This window comes from Myxococcus eversor, from assembly GCF_010894455.1.
GTDB classification, from domain to species: domain Bacteria; phylum Myxococcota; class Myxococcia; order Myxococcales; family Myxococcaceae; genus Myxococcus; species Myxococcus eversor.
Genome location: NZ_JAAIXY010000022.1, coordinates 117230 through 142891 on the forward strand (window position 1 = coordinate 117230; position 25662 = coordinate 142891).

Sequence of the window (25662 nt, forward strand, 5' to 3'; positions counted from 1 at the left end):
CGGTTGAGTTGACGCCGAAGGCCCGTCGTCAGCGAGCCTGGGTCGCGTGGGCATCCCACGCGACCTGGAGGCTCTCGTGCCTCCTGACGGTGACGCTCCTCAAGAAGCCAGGCGTCTGCCCTGGCACGAGCCGGAGCCCCGGGAGACTCCGGAGCAGGGCCTCCAGCGCCAGACGTGCCTCCAGCCGCGCGAGCGGCGCGCCAATGCAGAAATGGATGCCCTGCCCGAAGGCGAGGTGCTTCTTGACGTCAGCCCGCCGGATGTCGAAGCGCTCAGGCTCGTGGAACCGGGCCTCGTCGCGGTTGGCCGACGCGTAGACAATCCGGATGTGGGCTCCCTTGGGAATGGAAACACCCCCAAGCTCCACCGCCTCCAGCGCGGTCCGGAACATGGCATGCACGGGGGAGGTCATCCGCACCGCCTCTTCGACGGCGCCCGCGATGAGGCCCGGGTCGTCCCGAAGGGCCCGCAGCGCTTCCGGATGCTCGAGCAGCAGCTCCACCGCGCCCACGATGAGGCCCGCGGTCGTCTCGTGCCCCGCGAAGTGCACCTGCATCAGCATGCTCACGAGCTCCGCCATGCTCAGGGGCGGCGTCATCCCCTGAGAGCCGGTGACGATGTCGCTCAGGAGATCTTCCCGGGGAGAAGTCTTGCGTTCCTCGAGCGCCGCGGCGAGGTAGCGCTGGAAGTCGACCACGCCTCGCGCGCATGCGACCTGGTGCTCAAGCGGGCCATGCGCCGCGAGGACCGTGGACAGCTCGTCGGACCAGCGCCGGAACCTGTGGATGTCCGAGCGAGGGATGCCGAGAATCTCCGCGATGATGCTGGCCGACAGCGGGTGGGCGAACCGGAGGAACAGGTCCGCCTTCCCCTCGTTCCGGAAGGAGTCGATGAGCTCGTCCACGAGGGCGCGGATGAAGGGCTCCTTCTCCGTGAGGCGCCGCCCGGTGAAGGCCTTGCTGACGAGGCTCCGGAAGCGCGAATGCGCTGGCGGGTCATTGTCGACGAGGCTGGGGACCAGCGGATAGCCGTCCATCAGCGCGGCGACCACCTCCGGAGGCGTCGTCGCGGCACCGACCGTGATTGACTCGGCGGACGAGAAGCGCGCGGTATCGGCGACCACCGCGCTGATGTCCGCATGGCGCGTCACCACCCACGCCCCCAGCGCCGGACTGAAGAACACCGGCTCCTCCCGACGCGCACGCGCGAGGAACGGGTGGGGATTCTCGAGCTGGGGAGAGTCGAGCGGGTGGTACTCGGACCCGAGTCCTGAAGCGGCGCTGTCCTTGAACATGCGTGCTGACCCTCGTTGAGATGGCCGCGACAGGCACCCAGGCCTTCGTGGACTCGTGCTGGTGGCTGGGCATCAACGCGAGGTGGAGCGGCTTGCCATCCGTCGCTCAGAACTCCGCGTCCGGGATGGTGATGACCACCTCTTCCGCATAGGGAATCGACACCGACTCTGGGGTGGGCCTGTACATGCGTCCCTTCCAGTGGGCAACGGGTTCGGCGGCAGACACCTCGTCGGTGTGCCAGCGGCCCTGCGCGTCCGTGACGCCGCTCACGCCGCGTGCCAAGAGGAGCTCCGCGCCGGCGACGGGCTTGCCACTCGCCGTGAGGACACGGAGCCGAAGCACCGCGGGGTCGCTGCGCTGGCGGAGGACCAGCTCCACGTCTCGAGGCGCTGGCTTGTCGAGCGTCACCTGCTGGCTGAGGAGGTCTCCATTGGAGACACTCATCTTCAGGAAGTAGGAGCCAGGCCGCAGATGATCGAGCACGAACCGCCCGCGCGCGTCCGTCACCACGAGGAGACCTCGCCCAACCCCTTCACCCGCCAGGCCACCTTCACGCCAGCCACGGGCCGCCGCGCGGGTGAGAGCACCCGGCCTCGCAACGTGGCCGAGCGCCCGAGTTGGGCGTCGATGCCCGTGTGCCGCGCCTGCCCGCGCCCTCTGATGGTCCGTGACCACTCCATCATCCCCGGCGCCTCGACCGAGAGACGCCACTCGATGCGCGGCACGTTCGTCAGCACGAAGGTTCCATCCGGCCTCACCGGGTAGCGCCTCGTGCCCAGCGCCTGGGCATCGCCCCACTCCCAACCGGGCGTCAACACCACCACCGCGCCGGGGATGGGCTTGCCCTCGAACTTCACCGACCCTTCGATCCGGCCTCCCATCAGGATGGGTGGCGGCTTCGGAATCGCATGCGGCTCGAGCCGGCGGATCCGCGTGAACCATGGCGGCACGGACGCGACGCTCCCGCTCGGAGCGGCCCCCCGGAGCGTCAACAGGAGCACACCCTCCCCCGAGTCCGCCACCGCGAGGCGCCTGCCGTCCGGGCTGAACACGATGAGCGGGTGGGACACGCCGCTGGAGAGCGGAATGGGGGGCGAAGCCCGCTGGCCCGTGCGCGCATCGACCAGCAGGAGCTCCCTGTCACCCTCCGCCGCGGCCAGCAGCGTCCCATCCGGACTGAAGCGAACCTGCGTCGCGCGCTCGCGAATCGTCACCGGCTCCGACGTGCTTCCGGAGAGGTCCCACAGTCGCACGATGCCCTCTTCACGAGACGCCGCGGCCACCAGCGACCTCGTGGGATGGAAGGAGAGCGAGTCGACGTGCTTCGCGTGCCCACCGGGGAGCTCGGTGACCTCACCCGTCACCGCGTCGATGAGCCGCACCGCTCCGCCCTCGAGCGCCGCGGCATACCGGGAGCCGTCGGCCGAAGACGCGAGCAACTCCACTGAGCCCCCAAGCTGCACGCGCTGGCCCACGGGCTGGCCTGTCTCCACGTCGAACTGCTGCACTTCGGACGAGCCTTTGCCGCAGTCGCCCATGGAGGCGAGCTTCATGAGCACTCTGTGCCCGGAGGGATGGTACGCAAGCGGCAGGCACTGCTGGGCCTTCTCCTCTGGATTTGGAGAGAGCGGATGCGCGCGGCCCGGCCGCCAGAGCCGCATCCCTCGCGGGGAGTCCTCGAAGAAGCCGAAGGGCTCCCGCGCGCGAGCATCCCAGCTCAGCGTGAGGCTGTCGGGCTTGCGGACAAGACTCTCCTGCCCGAATGGGGACTTCCATCGAACCTCCTCGCTGGAGAGGTCCACCGGCGCCCCCACGGCCTCGCCCCGTGCGGTATCGATGAGTTGAAGTCGCCCCCCCCGGCCGGAGGCCAGCAGCAGCGGGGAGTCCGGAAGGAGGAGCAGGTCGGGCCTCTTCTCCCTTGGGTCGCGAGCCCCGAGCAACTCCACCCGCTGCGAGCGCTCGACGAGCGTGGTGGCCTCACCCAGTCGGGTCAGGGCCTGGCACCCAGCCGCCGTGCCCCAGAAGCAGCCCCGTTGGTAGGCTCGCACGGCATCCTCGCGTCTCTTCAAGGCCTCCGCGCTAGCGCCCGCGTTGACACAAGACTCCACGCGGCCCGGTCCGCACGCCACGAGGAAGTGCTCGAAGGCCCGCTCGTGGCTCTGGTCCACGCCGCGCCCCTCCCGGTAGGCCAGGGCGAGGGCCTCACACCCCTCCACGTCCCCCTCCTCGCAGGCGCGCGCATAGTAACCGGAGGAGGCCTTCAGGTCCTTGGGGAGCCAGGGCCGCCCCTCGCGCAGGGCCCCTCCCACGGAAACGCACGCGCGCGGCAGCTTGCGCTCGCAAGCCCCGAGCAGGCGCTGACGCGCCTTCTCCGGCTGGGGGGACGCACCGTCGAAGCCACTGCCTTCGAGGCTCGCGAGCCGCTCGCACGACAGGAAAGAGCCGAGCTCGCAGCCGCGCGCGTAGTGCTTCGCCCCGCGACGGAGTGACTTTCTCGTGCCCGTCCCCTCCTCATGGGCCAGGCCCGCCTCCTCGCAGTCCTCGCTGCTTCCCTCCTTACAGCCCTGCTCCGAATCACGCAGGAAGGTGTGGTCACGACTGAAGTCGAAGTCGCACACGGATCCATGGCCATCGCAGGCAATTTCGCTATCCGCCTCACCCCCCTTCTTGAAGGCTTCGCATGCGGCCGGCACCGGACCCCTCCCCCGCGGCCCCAGGGCCAGCCGCCCCAGGCCAAAGCAACCTTCCCCGTCACCTCCGTCGCACGCGCGACTGAACAGCGCCTCCGCCCTCGCACGGTCCGCCTGTGAGACCTCCCCCGAGAATTTCATGTCGACAATCAGTGCGCTTCCCAGGCTCGTGCAGCCCCGCACCACTCCGCGCTCACACGCTTTCTCGTAGAAAGTAAGTGCCCGCGCGTCGTCGAGTTCTCCCGCACCGAGGTGCGAATGGATTTCACCGAGCAGAAAGCAGCCCATCGGCTCGTCATCCGCGCAGGACTGCTCCAGCATGAGGCGCGCCGCCGCGAATTCCGGGTGGCCTCCCTTCCCTGAGAGTTGTCCCCTGAACAACTGCTCACAGGCCGTGAAGTGCTTCTCCTGGCAGGCCCTGCCGAGCAGTGGGTATCCCCGGGCCTCGCCCGTGGAGACAAGGTTCAGCCCGAGCAGGAAGCAGCCAGTGGCATCGCCACGCTCGCATCCCGCCTCCTCCTCGGACAAGGGACGCTCCTCCAGGTCCAGGCAGGCTTGCAGGTTCGTGCGGCACTGCTCACGCAAGGTGGAAGTGGCCACGGTGGGTTGGGCAGGACGAACCGCGACACATGCGCACAGCGCGAGCAGTGCGCATGTCCAGAGACGCAATGAGTGCAGGGCCATGGCGGGACTGGAGCCTAATCCAGGTCAACCCCTTTCATGCAAAACCCTGGCATCTGATTGCCCCATTCCTGGACGCCCGGTCGGCGCGCACGGTGCCGACTCCGCCATGACGAAGCGGGGACTGGAACGGCGCTGCCTGTCGCCCCCGGGTGGTAGGTTGCCGTCACCTACCTTCTTCGAACAGGGCGTGAGGATGAGCATGCGCGGTGTGACCGCCAGGCGGTTGGGGTTCTGGGGCGCGGTGGTCTGTGCGCTCGTACTCTCGGGCTGTGCAACCCGGGCGGCGACGCCTCGGCCGATTCCCCCGCCGCTGCCTCCAGGCCCGCTCTTCTCCCCGCGCGCCACGTTTCGCTTCGCCGTCATCCACACGCCGAAGCCCAGCGTCCCAGTCCTCCCGAAGGTGGAGGAGCTGGTGCGCGAGCGCTTCACCGCGCTGCGGCTCGCCGGGGAAGGCGCGCCCCTGCCCTCCGTGCGCGCCTCGGAGCGGGCCCTGAAGGACCACCCGCTTCCCGAACAGGGGATGCTGGAGATCGCCGCGCGCGGCCTCTCGCCCCAGGAACAGGCGCGGCTCGCGGCCTCCGAGCGCGTCACCGTCCTGGAGTTCACCACCGAGCCCCCGGCGTTCGAGGCGGTGCGGCAGGCGCACGCGCTGGCGCTGGAGCTGGCCCGCGCCAGCGGCGGGCTGCTGTGGGACGAGCACGCCGGGGAGTTCTTCTCCGTGGAGGGCTGGCACGAGCGCAGGCTCGCGGACTGGAACGGCGGCGAGCCGATAGCGCAACGCCACTTCAACACCCGTGTCTACTCGGAATGGGACGGCACCGCCCGGCTCATGACCGTGGGCCTGGGCACCTTCGGTCTCCCGGACCTGGGAGTGCAGCAGGTCCCAGCGCCGCTCGCGCACACCGTGGGCACGTTCTTGAACCTCGTCGCCCAGCTCATGCTCGAAGGCACCGCCATCCGTAAGGATGGGGTCTTCCCCATCTCCGTGGAGGCGCTGAAGCTCGCCTCCTATCGCGAGGCCCTGCTGGAGCAGGTGCCGCCCGAGGCGCCCCGGCGCACCTTGATTGGCCTGCTCCCCGTGGACCCGAGCGACGTGGAAGGTGAGAACCCGCTGCTGGAGGTCATCTTCAAGGCGCGGCCTGGTGACAACCCCTCGGAGCGCCCCTATGCCGCCATCGCCGAGGTCTTCGGCACGCAAGCCGAGATTGTCCATGTCGAGGAGGACCCGGAGCTGCTGGCCGCGAGCCGTCGCGCCGTGGAGGACCTGCTCACGCGCATCAAGCCGCGCTTCCAGGAGGGACTGGAGTTGGAGTCGAAGCTGCTCGTGAAGGCCCGCTTCACCACCCATGACGGGGGCATCGAGTGGATGTGGGTCCACGTCACGCGGTGGGAGGGCAGCGCGCTCCATGGCGTGTTGAACAGTGAGCCGGAGGCCGTGCCGGAGCTGAAGGCGGGCTCGCCCGTGACGGTGGGCGAGGACTCGCTCTTCGACTACATCCTGGAGCGCGAAGGAGGCACCGAGGGCAACGAGACACAGCGCCTCCTCCTGGAGCGCGCGGGCAAGGCGCGCTGATCCACGCGGAAACATCCATCACCGCCCGGCGTAGGACTGGCTGTCACGAGGAGGCGAAGGACTCAACCCACCCCAGCGCCTGCCCTGGCCCCAGGAGAGGCGGGTGGTACTCGGCTCGATAGGGCTCGTAGAACCGCTCTGGATGAGGATGCGTTCCTTCAGGCGCCGGGGTCCCCGTGAAATCCCAATGAGCGCCGACGTGTAGAACGAAGAGGGCCTGCCAGCGCTCCTCCTCCCGGAGCTGCTCCGGAGTCAGTCGGTACAGCACCCACCGCCGCGTCTCATCGCGCGCGCCGATGAGGTCTGGCTCCGCGACGACATAGAAGCATCGCTCGCCGCGGTACTCAGCCATGCCCTCGAGGGGGCCATCCCAGTAGTCGGAGACCCAGAGAAGCTTCACCTCCTCCGAGCGGAGCTGGGGAAGCTTCGTCAGGTCGAGTTCGTGAGGATGCTCCGTCATGCGCGGTGACTCAGGCGACGGCGGGGCGGCCCGCGAGCAGGAGGCCCAGGAGCGCGGCTGCGCCCGCTGCATGGATTGCCCCTACCCAGGCTGGCGGCATCAACGTCACGCCCGCGCCCACGATGAAGGCCAGGGTCGCGAGGGCCACCGACAGGCGCCAGGCCCAGAGTCTGCGGCGGAACAGGAACCCAGCCGCGACGGCCACCACGACTCCGTGGGCCAGCAGCGCCGTGGACAGCAGCGCGGACATCTCGGCGGCCATGAGTCCCGCGAGCAGCAGGTAGGGGACCACCAGGGCCTGCATGATGGCCGCACCGGTGATGAAACCGCCTCCGCGCTGGGAGACCTGGGGGGACGATTCACTCGCGACCGCTTCGCTCATGGGGCCGCACGGTAGCTCGACTGTCATACCCATGTCCCCTCGCCGGCCAGCGTCGCTCATCCGCCGAGGAACGCCTCCGTCTCGAGAGCGAGCAACTCCTTGCACAGTCCTGATGCAGATGTAAACGCGACTGCACAGCCCAGCGCCTCGGCGCGTCCCCGCACACGCCCCAGCCCCATCTCCGCCAAGCCTTTTTCGGGGTCCGCGCGTTGCAACTCCAGCACACCATGTCCCCACGTCTCCTCCCCGCCCTCCTCCTCGTCCTCCTCCCCTTCGCGTCGCGGGCCCAGGTCTCCTTCCCCAAGGATGAAACCTGGCTCACCGTCGGCCCACTCGTGAGCGTCAACGACCTCACGGACCAACCCCGCTTCGGACTGGGGCTGGAGACCACCCTCAACTGGTTGAACGACGTCCACAGCGTGGGGGCCTTCGCCCAGGCCCAGTGGATGCCCCAGGGACACGCCCGCCTCGCCGGCGGCGTCCAAGGCACGCTTGTCTTCGCCGGACTGGAGCTGGGCGTCTACCACCACACCGGAACCCAGGAGCACCTGCCCACCACGGGGCTGCAGATCACCCCTTTCATCACGGGCATCTACGCGTCCCTGGGCGTGCGCATCGGCATCCCCCTGAGCGACAAGGGCGGAGGACTCGGCCCGGACGGAGCCCCCGGCCGCGTCCGGCGAGGCCGTGAGGTGGGGCTCGTCCTGACAGGAAAGCTCCCCTTCGAGCTGAGCGACCGCAGCACCTACGAGCCGTCCTATCCCTGGAACTAGCTCAGCCCCAGGAGGAGTCTCCCTCCGTGGCCATGGAGTGGGTGCCCGCGTCGCGTGCGGACTGATGGCGATAGGGCCGGCGACACGAATGAGTGCGCGCCGAGTGCTGTCGAATGCGCGCGGCTGCTCGGCGAGGCCGACCGGGCGGACCAGGCCGACCGGATGGGCCCGGACCTCACGAAGCTCGACTGGAAGACCGTCAGCGCTCGGGACGAGGCGCGCCGCGCGCGCGTACAGCAGATCCTGGATGCGGGCGGCGCGAAGGTCGGGCTCGACTACTTCCACGCGGCCATGGTGTTCCAACACGGCATGGAGGTGGCCAACTACCAGCGCTCCCACGCGCTCGCGGTGAAGGCCGCGGAGCTGGACCCGACGCTCAAGCACGCGCGCTGGCTCGCGGCGGCCTCGAAGGACCGCGAGCTGATGCATCTCGGCAAGCCCCAGCTGTACGGGACGCAGTTCCGCGTCGTGGAAGGCAAGTGGGAGCTGCACGCCGTGGACCCCTCCATCACCGACGAGGAGCGCGCGAAGTGGAACGTACCCCCGCTGGAAGAGGCGCGGAAGAAGGTCGAGACGATGAACGCGCGCCCGAAGTAGCTCGCGCGAAGAGCCCCGAAACGAAGACCGCCACCAGGCCCGTCGGCCTGGTGGTCCGTGACGTGGACCTGCCCCCGAAGTTCAGCGTCCCGGCGCTAGCGGGGAGGCTCTGTGACAGTGGCCTTCTGAAGGGCCACCTGCGTCTGCGACAGGATGCGGCCGTTCATCGTCGCGCCCGTCTCCAGCGTGACGTCGGTCTTGCAGAGCAGGACGCCCTCGAAGTGCGAGCCGGCGCCCATCGTCGTCCGGCCGGCCACCTGCCAGAAGATGTTCTTCGCCTGCGCGCCGCCGCTCAGGGTGATGCGCTGGGCCGCGCCCACCGTGAGGTCTCCCGTGGTCTGGAAGATCCACACGTCATTCGCGCCGCCGGAAATCGTCACGTTCGTCGGGAGGGTCACCGTGCTCGTCCACTTGTAGAGCCCCGGCGCCAGGGTCCTCCCGCCGATGTCGCCCGTACCCAGCTCGAGGAAGTCGGGCGTCGGCCGGCTGGCGGCATCGGTGTAGGCCCCCTCCATGTTGCCCACCGCCGTGGTCAGGTTGGAGGGCGTCGGCACCGCGTAGTTGGCGGCGTAGGCCCTGCCGACAAGCTGCGGGGAGGACGCGAAGATGTTCGTGGCGTCCGCGACCAGCGAGAAGCCGGTGAGGTAGCTCGCGGCGGCCGGGCCGAGCCCGATGTCGCCCGTCACCGAGGAAGCAGGAACCGTCGAGACGCCCGACTTGGCCAGGATGGCGTAGTTGCCGGCCGTCCCCAGCGACACTGGCATGGGGCCCATGGCGGCCGAGGCGCCCGTCGTGAAGCTCCACGTGAAGGCACTCGCCAGTCGATTGCCGTTCAGGCCCTTGACGTCCGTACTCACCGAGGCCGTGAGGATGGCGCTGGAGGCCAGCGCGCTCCCAGGGGTGAACGTCGCGGTGGTACCGGGGCCGTAGACCACGGTGCCGGGCACCTGCGTGTCGCCCTGCCGGACGGTGAAGGTGGCGGAGGTGAAGGTGAGCGGGTCCATCGCCTCGTTGAAGCTCACCGTGACCTTCCGGTTGATGGCCACACCGGCGCTCTCGGCGGCAGGGGTCGTCGAGCTGACCTGCGGTGGGGCGGTGTCCGCCGCCACGCCCGTCGTGAAGCTCCAGGAGCGGGCCGCCGCGAGGCGGGTGCCTTCCGCGGACTTCGCTCCGGTGGTGATGGTGGCGGTGTAGACGCTGCTCGCGGTCAGACTGCTGGAGGGCGAGAAGGTCGCCGTCTTTCCATCGGCGCTGGTCGCCACGGTTCCCGTGACGCCGGTCGTCCCCTGCTTCAGCGTGAAGGTCGTCCCGGTGAGGGCCTCCATGGCCAGGTCGAAGGAGGCGGAGAGCGTCGCGTTGAGCGGAACGCTGGTCGCACTGTCCACGGGAGTGGTCGCGGTGAGACTCGGCACCGGCATCGGCGCGGGGTCATCCGTCCCGCCGCAGGCGGTGATGGCGAGCGTCAGCAGGACGATGCCAAGCCGGGTCGCGAGGCTGCTTTGAATGGACGGGTGGCGCGAAGTGGAGAGAAAGGAAGTCAAGAAGGCTCCGAGGGGGGACCCACCGGGACGAAGCGCGGTGATGCGCTTCCAGTTCAGGCGGGTTCGTGGGGGATGAAGCCTTTGCCCCGAGCGAGTCTCGCCAGGGAAGGTTCTGCTCCCAAGCTAAGACAGCAAACGCTCACGTCAAGGCAGATGGGTGCTCGACACAAGAGGGCAGCGGCGACCGATGGCGCCCCCCACGAAGCCTTTATGCGACGTGGCGCCGAAAGCCAGTGCGACGGGTACAAGAATGCGGTCTCTCGTGACGGGAAAGCGCGTGGCGGTCTCACTTAAACGTGCCCCAATCCCACGGCAAAGACCTGGATGCAGACCGCCTCAAGCACACCTCCAAGGCGGACGTCCCTCTCCGCGGCTCGCGCGGGGATGGCGCCGTGCCCCCTAAACAAGCAGTCGCGCTTGCTTTCCCGGGGATGGGAGATACAGACTCGGGACCCACTGGCGTGGGAGGTGCGATGGACGCTCCCCAGCCCCCGAGGAAGTTCATGCCGCAGACCCAGGAACACCGCGCCATCCGTCAGACGGTCCGCAAGTTCGTCGAGCAGGAGCTGAACCCGCACGTGGACGCCTGGGAGGCCGCGGAGCTCTTCCCGGCGCGAGAGGTGTTCAAGAAGCTCGGTGAGTTGGGGCTGCTCGGAATCACCAAGCCCCCGGAGTTCGGCGGGCTGGGGCTGGATGCGTCGTTCTCCGTCGCCTTCGCGGAGGAGCTCGGCCACTGCACCTGCGGCGCGCTGCCGATGGCGATTGGGGTCGTCACCGACATGGCCACGCCCGCGCTCGCCCGCTTCGGGAGCGACGCGCTGCGACAGGAGTTCCTCACGCCCACGCTCGCCGGGGACCGCGTGTGCTCCATCGCGGTGAGCGAGGCCGGGGCGGGCTCCGACGTGGCGAGCGTGACGACCACCGCGCGCCGGGACGGTGACGACTACGTCATCGACGGCGGCAAGATGTGGATTACGAACGGGATGCAGGCGGACTGGGTCTGCCTGCTCGCCAACACGGGGGACGGACCCGCGCACGCGAACAAGTCGCTCATCATCGTGCCCATGGACCGTCCGGGCATCACCCGCTCGAAGATTCGCAAGCTGGGCATGTGGGCGTCCGACACCGCGCAGCTCTTCTTCGACGGCGTGCGCGTGCCGGCGCGCTTCCGTATCGGCGAGGAGGGGCGCGGCTTCGCGATGCAGATGCAGCAGTTCCAGGAGGAGCGGCTCTTCGTGTCGGCGAGCAACCTGGTCACCTTCGACCGGCTCATCGCGCAGACGGCCGAGTACGCGCGCCAGCGCAAGGCCTTCGGACAGTCGATTCTGGACAACCAGTCGGTGCACTTCCGGCTCGCGGAGTTGCAGACGGAGGTCGAGGCGCTGCGCGCGCTCATCTACCGGACGGTGGACCTGTACATCGAGAACAAGGACGACCCGGAGGTGGTGAAGCTCGCCTCGATGTGCAAGCTCAAGTCGGGCCGGCTCGCTCGCGAGCTGGTCGACGGCTGCCTCCAGTACTGGGGTGGCATGGGCTTCACCTGGGACAACCCGCTGGCGCGCGCGTATCGCGACCTGCGCCTGGGCTCCATCGGTGGCGGCGCCGACGAGGTGATGCTCGGAATCATCTCCAAGTCCATGGGCACCCTGCCTCGCAAGTCGCGCGGCTGAGGAGACCAACGGGGGACCACGCGGGTGGGCATCGAGAAGGTCGTGCTCCGGCGGCAGTACGAGCAGCACGACCTCAAATTCGAGCCCCTCACTCTCTCGGCGTCACATAGTCCCGAGCCGAATCCAGACACGTCTCATACGCGGAGTACTGCGTATACTGGCTCGTCCTCCCGCTGACGAGCACAGCGATACGATTGCACTGACAGTATCCTTCTCCCACGAGCGTCACATAGGTCGAGTCACTGTAATAGTAGACCCAGTAGCTCTCGGTGCAGCGGAAGTCCGTGTCGTCGCCCGAAACCCGCGGCTCAGCCGACGAGGCTGGCTCGACCACACCTTCTCCCGCGCCCAACAACACACCCATCGAAAACATCACAGCAATCGACATTCCAGCCATGGCGCCTCCTTGCATTCACATGCAATCGATTCGGACTTCCTCGCGGCGGAATCCAAACCCACACTGCCCGAGAATCCCTCTCCACTCAACCGCCCGCACGCAGCATGGAATGGCACATAACACTTGGGCGCCTCGCCTCCCCGCGCCAACCGCATCTCCAAGCCAGGCGGAACATTGAACCGCGGGGCACCCTGGATGCTGCTTGCCACCACGCGTCGTCATCCCAGGGACATGGAATCCGCCGCCCATGAAGTCCAGGTCCCCCCTCACCCCGCTCGCCGGCGACACGCCAGCGCTTGGGGATGAGCGCGGCCCTGCACCGACATTTCGAGGAGTCAAGTGGAGTGCGCGCTCTCCGGCGTGCACCGCGCCACCACTTCCGGGGCCGTGTCTGTCAGACATCCCGGGTAGGATGTCCTCCCCACCCCATGAAACCCGCTGAGAAAGCCGCCCTCCTCCTCGAGCGCCTGCGTGAGAAGCACCCTGACGCGCGCTACGAGCTCAACTGGTCCACGCCGTTCGAGCTGCTCGTCGCCACCATCCTCGCGGCGCAGTGCACCGACGAGCGCGTCAACCGCGTCACCGCCACCGTGTTCCCCAAGTACCCCGGCCCCCAGGCCTTCGCGGACGCCGACACCGCGGAGCTGGAGGAAGACCTCAAGCCCACCGGATTCTTCAAGCAGAAGACCAAGTCCGTCCAGGCCATGAGCCGCGCGCTGCTCGCGGACTTCGGCGGCGAGGTCCCCCGCACCGTGGACGAGCTGGTGACGCTGCCCGGCGTGGCGCGCAAGACGGCCAACGTGGTCCTCAACACCGCCTTCAACCTGGCGTCCGGCATCATCGTCGATACCCACGTCGCCCGCGTCAGCCAGCGCCTTGGGTTGACGAAGCACGACAAGCCGGAGGCGATTGAAGAGGACCTGATGAAGCTGGTGCCCCAGGACGCGTGGACCTTCTTCGGCCCCGCCACCGTCCTGCACGGTCGCTACACCTGCACCGCCAAGAAGCCCAAGTGCGACGAGTGCATCGTGAAGGATGTCTGCCCACGCATCGGCGTGTAGACCCACCTGCTCCTCGGGAAGGGCTCGCAATCCACCGCTGCCGTGGAATACCGGCAATGAAACGCGGGTTCGGACGTTCTTTCCGAACCCATGACTCCTGCACCATCCGCGGTGACCACCCCGGAGGCACGTCCGGTCGACTCGGGCGAGCGTCTGGTGTTGCTCGACACGCTGCGCGGCTTCGCGCTCTGCGGCGTGTTCATCTCCAATACCTTCATGTGGTTCAGCGGACGGGCCTTCGTCCCCCGCGAGCAGTTGGAGGCGCTGTTCGCAAATGGGACGCTGCTCGACAAGATTCTGCTGCCCGTCGTCACGACGCTGGTGAGCGGGCGGTTCATCACCATCTTCTCGTTCCTCTTCGGGCTCGGCTTCGCGGTGCAGTTGGGGCGGGCCGAGGCGCGGGGCTCGCCGATTACCCGCGTGTACGTCCGTCGGCTGGCGGTGATGCTCCTCCTGGGGCTCACCCACCTGACGCTCATCTGGTACGGGGACATCCTCAGCAACTACGCCCTGATTGGGTTGTCGCTGCTGTGGTTCCGGCGTCGGGAGGACCGGACGATTCTCAAGGTGGCGGCGGTGCTGCTCTTCGTGTGGCCCATCGTCAGCGCGGTCCTCTTCAAGCTGCCGCAGCTGATGGCCGCCTCGCCGGAGGCCGCCGCCGAGCTGGCGAAGGTGGAGATGGAGCGCGGCGCGGCCCTCAAGGCGGACACCCTGTCGGTCTTCCAGAACGGGAACTGGTGGGCGGTGGCGAAGGCCGGCCTGTACTTCTGGCGCCGCGAGTTCCTGCTCATGATGAGCGTCAACGCGCTGGCGCTGCTGGGCCGCTTCCTCCTGGGCTTCTATGCGGGCCGCAAGCGCCTGTTCCATGACGCACCCCAGCACCTGGCCTTCTTCCGCCGCCTGTTCTTCTGGGGGCTGGGGCTGGGGCTGCTCGGCAGCAGCGTGGGCGTGGTGCTCCAGCAACTCGTGCTGCGCAAGGTCATCACCCCGGAGACGCTGCCGGTGTGGGTGCCCATGGCGCTGGCGCCGGTGCGGGCCATGGGCGAGCTGGGCATGGCCGCCACCTACGTGTCGGGCATCACCCTGCTCTTCCAGCGCGCGACGTGGCAGCGGCTGCTGTCCGTGCTCGCGCCGGTGGGTCGCATGGCGCTCACGAACTACCTGAGCCAGTCCGTCATCAGCATCCTCGTGTTCTACGGCTACGGCCTGGGGCTCGTCGCCAAGCTGACGCCCAGCCTGTCCATCCTCTATTGCCTGGGGGTCTTCTCCGTGCAGATCGTGGCGAGCCACCTGTGGCTCGCGCGCTTCCGCTTCGGGCCCATGGAGTGGGTGTGGCGCTCGCTGACGTACGGCAAGGCCCAGCCCATGCGCCGGAGCACCGAGGCGGCTGGCGGGGCGGTGGCGACGAGCTGAGCCCCTGACAGGGGCGTCTTCCCTCTGGGGATGGCCCCTCCGCACCTCTGGAGGGGGTGGCTCGGACACCGAGCCGCCGTCCAGCCCTCGGACTCCAGGACGGGAGCATCCCCCGGCGGACTCCGGGTGTGGCAGACTCACAGGGACCATGTGGGATTGGGTCCGCCAGCTGGGCGAGTGGGCGCGCGAGGATGCGCCCTTCGCCGTGGCCACCGTTACAGCGTGTCAGGGAAGCACCCCCGCCGAGCCCGGCGCGAAGCTGCTGGTGCGTGGGGACGGTGCGTTTCACGGCACGGTGGGCGGCGGACACCTGGAGCAGCTCGTGCTCGCCGACGCGCGGGCCTGTCTGGAGCGCGGCGAGTCCCGCACCTATCGATATCCGCTGGGCGCGAAGCTCGGCCAGTGCTGTGGGGGCGTGGTGGACGTCTTCGTGGAGCCCGTCAACCACGGGCCTCGCCTGTACCTCTTCGGAGCCGGGCACGTGGGCCAGGCGGTGTGCCGCATCCTGGAGGGGACGCCCTTCCGCGTGCACCTGGTGGACGAGCGCCCCGAGTGGCTCCATGGCGAGCGCGTGCCCTCGGCGGTGGCTCGCCATGAGGAGTCCTGGGAGGACTTCGTGGCGGGGGCCGTGTGGGACGCGCGCCGGACGTATGTCGCGGTGATGACGCACCGGCATGACCTGGACCAGGACATCATCGCCGCCGCGCTGGAGAAGCCGGCGCGGTACATCGGCCTCATCGGCAGCAAGACGAAGTGGGCGCGCTTCCGGCAGCGACTGGAAGCGCGAGGCGTGCCCACGTCGCTCTTGAGCCGGGTGCAGTGCCCCATGGGGCTGGAGCTGGGGGGCAAGTCGCCCCAGGAGGTCGCGGTGAGCATCGCCGCGGGACTGCTCCAGCTCCACCACCACCCTTTCGTTGAAACCCGCCCCGAGCCATCCGCCTCGGAGCCGCCCCGCCTGCGCGGGGTTTCGTCTGGAGAATGAGCACCATGTTCGAGTTCCGGCTCAACGGGAGCCTGGTCCGCGTCGCGGACGTGTCGCCCAACACCACGCTGCTCGACTTCCTGCGCGCCAGGGGCGCCACGGGGACGAAGCAGGGCTGCGCCGAGGGAGACTGTGGCGCGTGCACCGTGGCGATGGTGGACCGCGACGCCCAGGGCAACCGCTGCCTGCGCGCGTTCAACAGCTGCATCACCCTGGTGCCCATGGTGGCCGGGCGCGAGGTGGTGACGGTGGAGGGCGTGGGCTCGAAAGAGAAGCCGCACCCCGTGCAGCAGGCGATGGTGAAGCACTACGGTTCGCAGTGTGGCTTCTGCACGCCGGGCTTCATCGTCTCCATGGCGGAGGCGTACTCGCGGCCGGAGGTCTGTACTCCCGAGGCCGTGGCGGACCAGCTCTGTGGAAACATCTGCCGCTGCACCGGCTACCGGCCCATCCGCGACGCGATGATGGAGGCGCTCGCGGCGCGTGACGCGGCGGTGGGCTTGCAGCCGTTGCCGGGCACGCCGCTCGGGGGCCCTGCTTCTCCGGTGTCGGCGTTGAGCTATGAGGCCGGCGGCCAGAAGTTCCTGCGGCCCACGTCGTGGGAGGAGCTGCTCGCGCTGAAGGCCGCGCACCCGGAGGCGCTGCTCGTGGCGGGCGCCACGGAGCTGGGCGTGGACATCACCAAGAAGGCCCGGCGCTATCCGTTCCTCATCTCCACCGAGGGCGTGGAGTCGCTGCGCGCCATCCGCCGTGAAGCAGACGGTTGGTACGTGGGAGGCGCGGCATCGCTCGTGGAGCTGGAGGACGCGCTCGGCAAGGACGTTCCCGAGGTGGGGAAGATGCTCAACGTCTTCGCCTCGCGCCAGATTCGCCAGCGGGCCACCCTGTCCGGCAACCTGGTGACGGCGTCGCCGATTGGCGATCTGGCGCCGGTGCTGCTCGCGCTGGATGCGCGGATGGTGCTGTCGTCGGTGAAGGGCGAGCGGACGGTGGCGCTGTCGGACTTCTTCCTCGCGTACCGGAAGACGGCGCTCCAGGTGGACGAGGTGGTGCGCTTCATCGTGATTCCACATGGGCCTTCGGCGGACAGCGGGCTCAAGCGGGTATCCGACTCGTTCAAGGTGTCCAAGCGGCGGGAGCTGGACATCAGCATCGTCGCCGCGGGTTTCTGCGTGGAGCTGGATGCGGGCGGTGTGGTGCGCGCGGCGCGGCTCGGCTACGGCGGTGTGGCGGCCACTCCGATTCGTGCGCGGCGCACCGAGGAGATGCTCGTAGGACAGCCGTGGACGCGGGAGACGGTGGACAAGGCGCTGCCGGTGCTCGCGGGCGAGCTGTCCCCCATCAGCGACTTGCGCGGGAGCGCGGAGTATCGACGCGGGCTCATCGTGAGCCTGTTCGAGAAGTTCTACTCGGGGGAGCAGAGTCCCTCGCTGGACGCGGCACCGGGCTTCATCTCCGGGCACGCCGAGGCGCCCGCGGACGCCAGCCGTGTGCTGCGGCACGAGAGCGCGCTGGGCCATGTGACGGGGGCCGCGAAGTACGTGGATGATGTGGCTCAGTCGCGGCCCATGCTGGAGGTGTGGCCGGTGTGCTCGCCGCATGCGCACGCGCGAATCCTGCGCAGGGACGCGACGGCCGCACGGGCCCTTCCGGGCGTGGTGACGGTGCTGCTCGCGGAGGACATCCCGGGGATGAACGACACGGGACCCATCCGCCACGACGAGCCGCTCCTGGCGAAGGACGAGGTGCTGTTCCACGGGCAGATTGTCGCCGTGGTGGTGGGCGAGAGCATCGACGCGTGCCGCGAGGCCGCGAAGCAGGTGGTGGTGGAGTACGAGCCGCTGCCGGCCGTCCTCACCGTGGAAGACGCCATCGCGCAGGGCAGCTACCACACCGAGCCGCACGTCATCCGGCGCGGCGACGTGGACGCGGCGCTCGCGGCGAGCCCGCGCCGGCTGTCGGGCACGGTGACGATGGGCGGACAGGAGCACTTCTACCTGGAGACCCAGGCGGCCTACGCCGAGAAGGGCGATGACGGCGACGTCACGGTGGTCTCCTCCACGCAGCACCCTTCCGAGGTGCAGGCGGTGATTTCCCACGTGCTGCACCTGCCGCGCAGCCGAGTGGTGGTGCAGTCCCCGCGCATGGGCGGCGGCTTCGGTGGCAAGGAGACGCAGGGCAACTCGCCGGCGGCCATTGTCGCGCTGGCCGCGTGGCTCACGGGCAGACCGGTGCGGTGGATGATGGACCGGGACGTGGACATGATGGTGACGGGCAAGCGTCATCCGTTCCATGCGACGTTCGACGTGGGCTTCAACGAGCAGGGCAAGCTGCTCGCCCTGCGCGCGCAGCTCGTGTCGAACGCGGGCTGGTCGCTGGACTTGTCCGAGTCGATTACGGACCGCGCCCTCTTCCACCTGGACAACGCCTATTACGTCCCGGCCATGAGCTACACGGGCCGCGTGGCGAAGACGCATCTGGTGTCCAACACGGCCTTCCGCGGCTTCGGTGGACCGCAGGGCATGCTCGTGGGCGAAGAGGTCCTCGACCGCGTGGCGCGCACGTTGGGTTTGCCGCCGGAGGAGGTGCGCGAGCGGAACTTCTACCGGGGCACCGGTGAGACGAACACGACGCACTACGGGCAGGAGATTGAGGACGAGCGGCTTCCGCACCTGTGGCGTGAGCTGAAGGACTCGTCGGACTTCGCGCGTCGGCGTCGGGAGGTGGAGGAGTTCAACGCGGGCTCACCGCGCATCAAGCGCGGGCTGGCGATGACGCCCATGAAGTTCGGCATCTCCTTCACGGCGACATTCCTGAATCAGGCGGGCGCGCTGCTGCATGTGTATCGGGACGGCTCGGTGATGCTGTCGCACGGCGGCACGGAGATGGGCCAGGGCCTGCACACGAAGATTCAGGGCGTGGCCATGCGCGAGCTGGGATTGCCGGCGGAAGCCATCCGGGTGGCGAAGACGGTGACGGACAAGGTGCCCAACACATCTGCCACGGCGGCTTCCTCGGGCTCGGACCTGAATGGCGCGGCGGTGCGCGAGGCGTGCGTCACCTTGCGGGGGCGGCTGGCGCCGGTGGCCGTGAAGCTGCTGGCGGAGCGACATGGGCGCACCGTGGCGCCGGAGGCGTTGGAGTTCCACGACGGGCGCGTCGGGGTGAAGGATGCGTCCGTGTCCTTCGCGGAGGTGGTGGATGCGGCATATATGGCGCGCGTAGGGCTCTCGGTGACGGGCTACTACCAGACGCCGGGCATCGGCTACGACAAGGCGAAGGGCCGGGGGAAGCCGTTCCTCTACTTCGCGTATGGCGCGGCGGTGACGGAGGTGGAGGTGGACGGCCACACGGGCATGAAGCGGGTACTGCGCGTGGACCTGCTGGAGGACGTGGGCGACTCGCTCAATCCGGGCGTGGACCGGGGCCAGATTGAAGGCGGCTTCGTCCAGGGCACGGGCTGGCTGACGGGCGAGGACCTGCGCTGGGACGCGAAGGGACGGCTGCTCACGCACTCGGCCAGCACGTATCCGGTGCCTGCGTTCAGCGATGCGCCAGTGGACTTCCGCGTGCGACTGATGGAGCGGGCGCGGCAGCACAACACGATTCACGGCAGCAAGGCCGTGGGAGAGCCGCCGCTGATGTTGGCGCTGTCGGTGCGCGAGGCGCTGCGGGACGCGGTGGGCGCGTTCGGGGCTCCGGGCGGAGAGGTGGAGCTGGCCTCCCCTGCCACGCACGAGGCGTTGTTCCTGGCCATCCAGAAGCGTGAGGCTCGGAGCAAGGCGGAAACCGGGCTGGTCGCGGCGTAGCCTCTGGGCGCCTCGTTCCCACGAGGCGCCTTTCACCACACGAGAGCACGAGCAATGTGACGACACATACACTGGAGTCGTTGAAGCCTCGGCTTCGGAGGGCCAGAGACATCGCGGAACTCGTGCTCGAGGAGCACGCGACGTTCCTCAACGGTGACACCTGGGTCCACGAGGGAGACCTGGCGCTCGAAGGGGAGCTTGAGGTGAAGCGGGGGGCGTTGCTGATTCTGGGAAATCTGAGGGTCAGCGATGCCGTCGGGACGGACGAGAGCGGCAAGCTCGTCGTCACGGGTCGAATCGATGCCCGCCATCTCTATCTGGAAGGCGACCTGCGGGTGCATATGGACGTTGCGCTCCGAGGCGCCCTCTTCGGCTTCTACGCCGCGGGCAATTCGCAGGTCTACGGACGGGCCACCGCGAAGCTCGGTCTCATCGGCGACCATGAATGGGAGTGTGATGACGAGCACTACGAGGTCTCTGGGCGCTTCTCGAATTTCGTCGAGCTTCAGGAGGGAGACCCCGATGCCATCCGCCGGCTCATGGGCGAGAAGGAGTTCGCCATTCTCGCGCCCATGCTGGGCCTGTCCGACGAGGACACGGAGTGCGATGGTTACGGAATGAAGCTCTTCCTGCGGGTCTGAGAGTCATTGTATCAAGCCGGGCCCCAGACGCCGCGCGGTCGGACGGCTACTCTTCTCAGCTCACCACCCGCTCGGAACCCGGACGCATAGCGTCGGGCGGAATGGGCAGATGCGTTGTGTTGGAGCTCGGAAAGCGCTCCGAGGCCCACTGTGACAGGTGGTCCACCGACGCCTCAATCGCTCCGCCGGTCGTGAAGATGTGATTGGTGCCCTTGAGCCGAATCCGCGACAGGTTCGGGTGCGGCAGGTCCGCCAGCGCCGAACGGTGGATGCGGTCGAAGAACACATCCCTCAACTTCCCCTCCGCCGTCAGCACCAGCACCGGCAGCCCGCGCTCCACCACACGCTGCCACGCCCGCACCAGCGGAACGTTCGCCACCGCCGGCAATGAATCCCAGTCCATCAACAAGTCCAACAACCGCTGCCGGGGGAATGGCACGTACTTGAACAGCCGCGCGTACTCGTTCTCCCGCGTCAGCATTCGCATCCATCCCCAGTACGAAAACAACTTCGACGTCACCCGCTTCAATGACAGTCGCGGGTGCTCCGCCTCCACCGCCGTCCCCTCCCCCCCCACCGCCGCCGCTTCCTGCTCCGACAGATAGAACTCCGGCTCGAACATGAACAGGCCGTGCACGCCTTCCGGCTCACGGTCCGCCAGATACAGCGCCGTAGTCGCCGCCCCACACAGCCCGCCCATCAACATCCCCTCCAGCCCATGCCTCCGCTGGAGTTCCTCCCGCACGGCGCTCGCCACGTCCACGAAGCCGCCCTTGCACACAAGCTGGTACAGCTCCGACGTCATCTCCGGCAGCGGCCCATCCGAGTCCCCCAACCCCGGCAGGTCCACACGGAAGCACGGGAAGCCCTGCGCGGAGAGCTGGTCCGCCGCGAGCACCGACAGCCCTCCATGACCCGAGCGCGGCACATGCCCCGGGTTCAGGAAGAGCACTCCCACGGAGCGCCGGGGCGCGGACGGTGACGGAGGATGGAACGTCCCCCACAGCCGATGGCCCATCACCTCGAGCTGGATCAGCTCCCTCATGACCGCGCCTCCTGGCCCGCCCCCGACCCGGCGATGAACCCCAGCCCATCCTCATAGAGGTCCACCAGCTCCGGCAAAAGCCGGTTGCTCGTCGACCAGAAGAACGGCCGAGGTGCCCGCACCGACCGACTCTTCCCCGGCGCCAGGAAGCGCTCCGCGGGACGTCCATCCAAATGCACCACCCGCCACGGCCGCGCCTCGTCCTTCTCCGGCACAGCCAGCCCATACCCCTCCGAGCTGCGCCACAGGCCGCGAGACCAGGGCAACCCCTCCACCTCCACGTGCCGCCCCGCCTCCAACTGCGTCACGTAGTCCTCGCGCGAGCGCGCCTCCCCTCCCGTCCCCTCCAGGTTGTCCGCCGCCACCTTCCGGCGCAGCACCTCCATCAGATGCGCCCGCCCTGACTCCGGCGGCTCCCACATCAGGAGTCCATCCACCCGCTCCGTCCGGAACACCCGCGCCGCGAGCAACGCGCCGAGTCGAAGCCCATGCACCATCAATGGCACACCGGGACTCAGTCGCCGCAGGTGCTCCAGGCCCGTGCGCAGGTCTTCTTCCCAGCGAGGAAACGTCATCTCGTCGAAGCGCCCCGTGCTCTCGCCGGAGCCCCGGTAGTCCAGCCGCAGCACCTCCACGCCCCGGGCCGCGAGGAAGCGCGCCCACCTCACCCACACGACGTAGCCGTGCGCACGCTCCAGCCCCAACGGCCCCGCGAGCAGCACCGCCGCCCGACGCTCCGTCCGCGCCCGGTGGTGAACGAAATAGAGCGAGTCCTCGCCCTGGGAGAGATACCCGGGTGACTCAGTCAATGCCGGCATGTGAGTGGTGAGTCCCCCCGCCTTGATGTCACGCGATGCTAGGAACGCGTCGCCAAGCGAGTCAAACAGTCGTTGTCACATCTGCAACCCACCACGCAGTCACCCGTGACAAGCCCTGACGCCAGACAGCACGCACGCAAGGTCGGTCCCCAAGGACCCAGACGCGCGGAGCACACCGGCGGAATCACAGTGAAGCTGGCACGTGCTCCCGGCGGAAGCGCCACCCCGGCGAAGGAGACACTGCCTCCGGAGAGGGATTGGCGGACGGGTGTCGGCGCTAGCGAACCTGCAACAGGATGGCGAGGACGATGAGGCCATTGAGCCCCAGGCCCACCGAGAGATACCCCCCGCTGCCGCGCGAGACGCCGGCGGCCACGTTCAGGTGGCCCACGTCCTCCAGGCACAGCTTCACCCCCGCCTCACCGCCCACGTTCAGCAAGGTCTCCTGCCCCGAGCCCATGCCTCCCACCATGGCCCGCGCATAGGGGACCACGAAGGGCGTGAGGTAGTGCTGATAGGCGGCGAAGCCGTTGGCCTCCACCAGCCCGTCTTCCCCGCCCACTACCATGTTCGCGCCGAAGCCCAGCCGGCGTTCCATGAAGGCCATCGGCTGGAGGTTGAAGGACAGCTCCAGGCCCGTGCCCATCTCGCTGCCCGTCCGCATGGCGAAGACCACCTCCGTGGCGGGCTTGTTCATCGCGGGGGCCTCGCGACGCAACCGGGCCGCGGCCCGCAGGTCCACGGGCTTCCCCTTGGCCTCGTGCACGTCCGCCAGTGCCAGGGCGGCCTTCTCGTCTCCCGTGTCGTAGACCTTGGTGAGGGTCCGCTCGGCGCCCACGAGGTCGCCGGACTCCTTGCGCAACTGGCCCTCCGTCATGCAGCTCGACAGGTCGCCTTCCGCGCACGACTTCGCGAAGGCCTCGATGGCGCGGGGACGGTCGCCCTCGCGCAGCAGCTTGGCGCCCCACTCCGGACAGGGCAGCACCGCACCCTGCTCACAAGAAGGAGTCGCCGAGTCCGCTCGGGGCGTGGTCGCGCACGCCGTCACTCCCACCGCACTCATCACCAGCAACCACAGCCGCGTCATGTCCGGTATTCAACCACGAGGTCCCCCCGCTCCGCCTCTCGACCTGCTGGGGAGGAGGCCATGGCCCCGCCGCCTGCCCGCTTTCCGTCCCGGCGAGAATGGCCGAATCACGCTTTCCAAGGGGCCTGCCCCCTGGCGAGTCGGAGGATCCGCATCGAACTTGAGGACACCCAGGAGGATTGGTGGACAACGTCGCTCGCCAGCACGACTCGCTGCTTCACGCCCCTCTCGAGAGGGGTCTGTCCCAGGAGCCCGTATGAAGGTGCCCGAGGTCCTCGAGCACCTGCCGGGCGTGGGCCCGCTGCTCGGCCGCATGGCGACCAGCCCCGAGGAGCCCCATCCTCGCAGGGACCCCACCCTCACCCTGCCGAGCCTCGACGCCTTCAAGCTGCCGACGACGGCCCGGCAGCTCGGGGACGGTCGCACGCTCATCGTTCGCAACCCGGAAGTCAGACCTCCCACGGGCCCCGGCCTGTCGGTGATGAGCTACAACATCCTGCTCGGAGGCGAGCGTCGCGCGGCGCTGCTGGCGTACTTCGACGGGCTGGAGGCAGAAGGCCGCATGCCGGACGTCATCGGGCTGCAGGAGGCCAACGTCCCCATCTCCGTGTTGCTGTCGGCACGCTATGGCTTCCACCTGGCGTACTTCGGCCATGACGGAGGCAACGGCGCGCGCCTCATCAACGGCAAGGCGTTCCTCACGCGACATCCGCTGGTGGACGCGGCCCACTTCACCTACTCCCTCTCCGACGCGGAGCGCGCCGCCGCCATCCAGCGCCGGGGTGGGGACGTCTGCGAGCTGCCGGAGGACCGGGGCGCGCTGTACGTCCGCCTGGAGGTCGGCGGACTGCCCGTCGTCCTCTACAACGTGCACCACACGCTGGGGGACTCCGCCATCAACGCGCACAACATGCGGCAGCTCAACTCGCTGCTGCGCCACCGGGAGGTCCCCCACGCCGTGGCGCTGGGTGACTTCAACGCCAACACCGCCATCAAGCGCGGGGGCTCCTGGCTGATGGCCCACCTGATCACGTACGACGACACGGACACGGTGGAGGAGTACGCCGTGCGCTACGGCGAGCCTCACGCGAGTGTCGGCGACAAGGGCGTGGGCAACATCGCGGACCCTCGGCTGCGCCACGAATTGCACGTGATGGAGCAGGGCCTGCCAGAGACCATCGCCCACGCCGCCGTGGCGCGCGTGCGCCTCGCAGAGGGGGCGATGATGACGCCGAAGCAGGCGTGCGCGGAGCTGCGCTCGGGGAAGGTGCCGCGCGGGAGTGAGCACTGGCTGCGGCTCCAGGACATCGCCGACAGCGCCACGCTCACCTCGCTGCCGGACGCGGCGGGCGTCGTGCCCGCCACGGGCAAGCGCTTCGACAACCTCTATGCCAGCCCGGAGCTGGAGCCCGTCCTCTTCGAGGTGGACCGGAGCACCGAGTCCTCGGACCATCAGCCCGTCCTGGCGCACTACACGCTGAAGCCAGCGAAGACTCGCGACGGCAAGCCGACGCCTGGCAAGCCCACGTGAGGCGCGGCGGCGTTACAAGAGGACGAAGTCCACGTTCTTGAAGCCCCGGGTGCGCGCGCAGACCTCGTAGCCTTCGTGCGCGCCGTCGTCGTTGGTGTTGGCTTCGATGGTCTGGAACGTCTCTTCATCCACCTCGGTGACGATGCCCGCGTGGGCCCAGTCTCCGGGCGTGCGCCGCCGCAGGAAGAGGCTGCCCGGGCGGATGCGCGTGCGGTCCGGCGGCGCGCTCATCGTGGAGAGGAAGCTCGCCCGCGCGCGCCCCTGCGCCGCCAGCAGGTCACTGGAGAAGGTCCGCTCCAGCGGCATGGGCACGCCCAGCGTCCTCGCCGCTTGATGGAGACAGTACGTCGCGAAGCCGGCGGACCAGCACCAGGACGAGCCCTCATTGCCATCCAGGTACAGCCGCACCCACGGCCCGCGGTTGCGTCCACCGACTTCCCGGGGGAGCTGACGCAGGTGCTGCGCCGCGTACGCCACCGTCAGCGAGCCCAGGGAGCGGCCCGACACGGGAACTCCGGTGAGCGCGGCGCGCAGCGGTGACACCAGACGTTCGAAAGTCGCGGCATCGGCGACACCGGAGACGGGCAGCCCCGCGCGCGCCTGGAAGCGCTTGAGGGCCGCCTCCGTGGCGGCGCCGAATTCACCGTCGACGGCGACCGCGAAGCCATTCAGGGACAGCCACTCCTGGATGCGCCGCACGCCGGAGGACTCCTCACCCCGGCGATACACCTTGTCCAGCTCCAGCTCGCTCATGGGGCCCCCGCCAGCCGCTGCATGGCCGCGCGCACCATCCTGGCACCGCGTCGAGTCACCGCGCCAGGAGGGCCGCCCCGACCTCAGCGCGGAGGTGCTTCACCCGGCACATCGCGGTCATCCACCGAACGTTCCCGGTCCTCTTCCGTGTGGTTCGGCACCGGCGTGGCCGCGTCGCTCGCCGCGCCCGAACCGCCAATGCCTTCCTTGAAACCTTGCGAGGCCTCCTCCGCGGCGGTCTTCATGTCCTTCGCCGCCTCGCGCGTGCCGTCGCGCACCTCCCTCGCCGCGTTCCCCACCTCGCGGCCAACCTCACGGGAGTTGTCGCGCACCTTCGTGTCATCGCAGCCCGTGAAGGCCACCAGTGACGTCCCCAGGCCCACAAGCGTGAGCCACTGCCAGCGTGTCCGTGCCATCTCTCGCCTCCCGCGCTCGTGTCGCGTGCGTGTGGTCAGGACGC

At 68.8% G+C, this 25662-nt stretch carries 22 protein-coding genes; 10 read left to right on the top strand and 12 right to left on the bottom strand.

Annotated elements, in window-relative coordinates; genetic code table 11:
* Positions 1 to 28: 28 nt before the first annotated feature.
* The 3 genes from G4D83_RS35500 to G4D83_RS35510 all read right to left on the bottom strand — a co-directional run bounded on the left by G4D83_RS35500 (position 29) and on the right by G4D83_RS35510 (position 3913).
* Positions 29 to 1294, bottom strand: coding sequence for a cytochrome P450 (locus G4D83_RS35500; protein ID WP_163869326.1), 1266 nt, complete (start codon positions 1292 to 1294; stop codon positions 29 to 31).
* Between the two features lie 106 nt (positions 1295 to 1400).
* Positions 1401 to 1805: a hypothetical protein gene (locus tag G4D83_RS35505; protein ID WP_163869327.1), complete on the bottom strand. Its 405-nt coding sequence runs from the start codon at positions 1803 to 1805 to the stop codon at positions 1401 to 1403.
* Positions 1799 to 3913 carry a hypothetical protein gene (locus tag G4D83_RS35510; RefSeq protein ID WP_163869328.1) on the bottom strand — a complete coding sequence of 705 codons (2115 nt, stop codon included), beginning with the start codon at positions 3911 to 3913 and terminating at the stop codon, positions 1799 to 1801. Before G4D83_RS35510 ends, G4D83_RS35505 begins: the two co-directional genes overlap by 7 nt.
* A gap of 955 nt (positions 3914 to 4868) precedes the next feature.
* On the opposite strand from G4D83_RS35510, the gene G4D83_RS35515 reads away from it, so the two are divergent.
* Positions 4869 to 6242 (top strand): DUF2314 domain-containing protein, encoded by a 1374-nt coding sequence (locus tag G4D83_RS35515; RefSeq protein ID WP_163869329.1) that lies wholly within the window; start codon positions 4869 to 4871, stop codon positions 6240 to 6242.
* 43 nt (positions 6243 to 6285) lie between these two features.
* Here G4D83_RS35515 and G4D83_RS35520 read toward each other — a convergent pair whose 3' ends face one another.
* Together G4D83_RS35520 and G4D83_RS35525 are read right to left on the bottom strand one after the other, a co-directional pair.
* Positions 6286 to 6702 carry a hypothetical protein gene (locus tag G4D83_RS35520; protein WP_163869330.1) on the bottom strand — a complete coding sequence of 139 codons (417 nt, stop codon included), beginning with the start codon at positions 6700 to 6702 and terminating at the stop codon, positions 6286 to 6288.
* A 10-nt stretch (positions 6703 to 6712) separates the two neighbouring features.
* The gene (locus G4D83_RS35525) at positions 6713 to 7084 is read right to left on the bottom strand and encodes a hypothetical protein (RefSeq protein ID WP_163869331.1); all 372 of its coding nucleotides are present in this window, start codon (positions 7082 to 7084) and stop codon (positions 6713 to 6715) included.
* Positions 7085 to 7311: 227 nt separating this feature from the next.
* Between G4D83_RS35525 and G4D83_RS35530 the strand changes: the two genes are divergently transcribed.
* Complete coding sequence (locus G4D83_RS35530) at positions 7312 to 7857, top strand: hypothetical protein (protein WP_163869332.1); 546 nt, start codon at positions 7312 to 7314, stop codon at positions 7855 to 7857.
* A gap of 162 nt (positions 7858 to 8019) precedes the next feature.
* Positions 8020 to 8454, top strand: a complete 435-nt coding sequence (locus G4D83_RS35535) for a DUF6624 domain-containing protein (RefSeq protein WP_163869333.1) — start codon at positions 8020 to 8022, stop codon at positions 8452 to 8454.
* A 95-nt stretch (positions 8455 to 8549) separates the two neighbouring features.
* Here the strand turns inward: G4D83_RS35535 and G4D83_RS35540 are convergent, their stop codons facing one another.
* Positions 8550 to 9995 (bottom strand): ice-binding family protein, encoded by a 1446-nt coding sequence (locus G4D83_RS35540; protein ID WP_163869334.1) that lies wholly within the window; start codon positions 9993 to 9995, stop codon positions 8550 to 8552.
* A 503-nt stretch (positions 9996 to 10498) separates the two neighbouring features.
* Here G4D83_RS35540 and G4D83_RS35545 point away from each other — a divergent pair.
* Positions 10499 to 11665, top strand: coding sequence for an acyl-CoA dehydrogenase family protein (locus G4D83_RS35545; RefSeq protein ID WP_163869391.1), 1167 nt, complete (start codon positions 10499 to 10501; stop codon positions 11663 to 11665).
* A gap of 88 nt (positions 11666 to 11753) precedes the next feature.
* Here the strand turns inward: G4D83_RS35545 and G4D83_RS35550 are convergent, their stop codons facing one another.
* Positions 11754 to 12062 carry a hypothetical protein gene (locus G4D83_RS35550; RefSeq protein WP_163869335.1) on the bottom strand — a complete coding sequence of 103 codons (309 nt, stop codon included), beginning with the start codon at positions 12060 to 12062 and terminating at the stop codon, positions 11754 to 11756.
* Positions 12063 to 12490: 428 nt separating this feature from the next.
* On the opposite strand from G4D83_RS35550, the gene nth reads away from it, so the two are divergent.
* The 5 genes from nth (at position 12491) to G4D83_RS35575 (ending at position 19968) form a co-directional block, all read left to right on the top strand.
* Entirely contained in the window at positions 12491 to 13123 is a 633-nt protein-coding gene (nth, locus tag G4D83_RS35555; protein ID WP_163869336.1) for an endonuclease III, read from the top strand.
* Positions 13124 to 13213: 90 nt separating this feature from the next.
* Complete coding sequence (locus G4D83_RS35560) at positions 13214 to 14536, top strand: DUF418 domain-containing protein (RefSeq protein ID WP_163869337.1); 1323 nt, start codon at positions 13214 to 13216, stop codon at positions 14534 to 14536.
* A gap of 148 nt (positions 14537 to 14684) precedes the next feature.
* A complete protein-coding gene (xdhC, locus tag G4D83_RS35565; protein WP_163869338.1) occupies positions 14685 to 15518 on the top strand; it encodes a xanthine dehydrogenase accessory protein XdhC in 834 nt (277 codons plus the stop codon).
* Between the two features lie 5 nt (positions 15519 to 15523).
* Entirely contained in the window at positions 15524 to 19327 is a 3804-nt protein-coding gene (gene xdhB, locus G4D83_RS35570) for a xanthine dehydrogenase molybdopterin binding subunit (RefSeq protein ID WP_205522799.1), read from the top strand.
* Between the two features lie 80 nt (positions 19328 to 19407).
* Positions 19408 to 19968: a hypothetical protein gene (locus G4D83_RS35575; RefSeq protein ID WP_163869340.1), complete on the top strand. Its 561-nt coding sequence runs from the start codon at positions 19408 to 19410 to the stop codon at positions 19966 to 19968.
* Between the two features lie 55 nt (positions 19969 to 20023).
* On the opposite strand, the gene G4D83_RS35580 is transcribed toward G4D83_RS35575, so the two are convergent.
* From G4D83_RS35580 to G4D83_RS35590, 3 genes are all read right to left on the bottom strand, one after another.
* Positions 20024 to 21013: an alpha/beta fold hydrolase gene (locus G4D83_RS35580; RefSeq protein ID WP_163869341.1), complete on the bottom strand. Its 990-nt coding sequence runs from the start codon at positions 21011 to 21013 to the stop codon at positions 20024 to 20026.
* Positions 21010 to 21831: a serine aminopeptidase domain-containing protein gene (locus G4D83_RS35585; RefSeq protein ID WP_163869342.1), complete on the bottom strand. Its 822-nt coding sequence runs from the start codon at positions 21829 to 21831 to the stop codon at positions 21010 to 21012. The genes G4D83_RS35580 and G4D83_RS35585 overlap by 4 nt, the downstream gene beginning before the upstream one ends.
* 277 nt (positions 21832 to 22108) lie before the next feature.
* On the bottom strand, positions 22109 to 22918 hold the full coding sequence (locus tag G4D83_RS35590; protein ID WP_163869343.1) for a hypothetical protein: 810 nt from the start codon (positions 22916 to 22918) through the stop codon (positions 22109 to 22111).
* A 256-nt stretch (positions 22919 to 23174) separates the two neighbouring features.
* On the opposite strand from G4D83_RS35590, the gene G4D83_RS35595 reads away from it, so the two are divergent.
* Positions 23175 to 24449, top strand: a complete 1275-nt coding sequence (locus G4D83_RS35595; protein WP_163869344.1) for an endonuclease/exonuclease/phosphatase family protein — start codon at positions 23175 to 23177, stop codon at positions 24447 to 24449.
* A 12-nt stretch (positions 24450 to 24461) separates the two neighbouring features.
* On the opposite strand, the gene G4D83_RS35600 is transcribed toward G4D83_RS35595, so the two are convergent.
* Both G4D83_RS35600 and G4D83_RS35605 read right to left on the bottom strand, forming a co-directional pair.
* On the bottom strand, positions 24462 to 25202 hold the full coding sequence (locus tag G4D83_RS35600; RefSeq protein ID WP_163869345.1) for a peptidoglycan-binding protein: 741 nt from the start codon (positions 25200 to 25202) through the stop codon (positions 24462 to 24464).
* 83 nt (positions 25203 to 25285) lie between these two features.
* Entirely contained in the window at positions 25286 to 25618 is a 333-nt protein-coding gene (locus tag G4D83_RS35605) for a hypothetical protein (RefSeq protein ID WP_163869346.1), read from the bottom strand.
* Positions 25619 to 25662 lie beyond the last annotated feature (44 nt).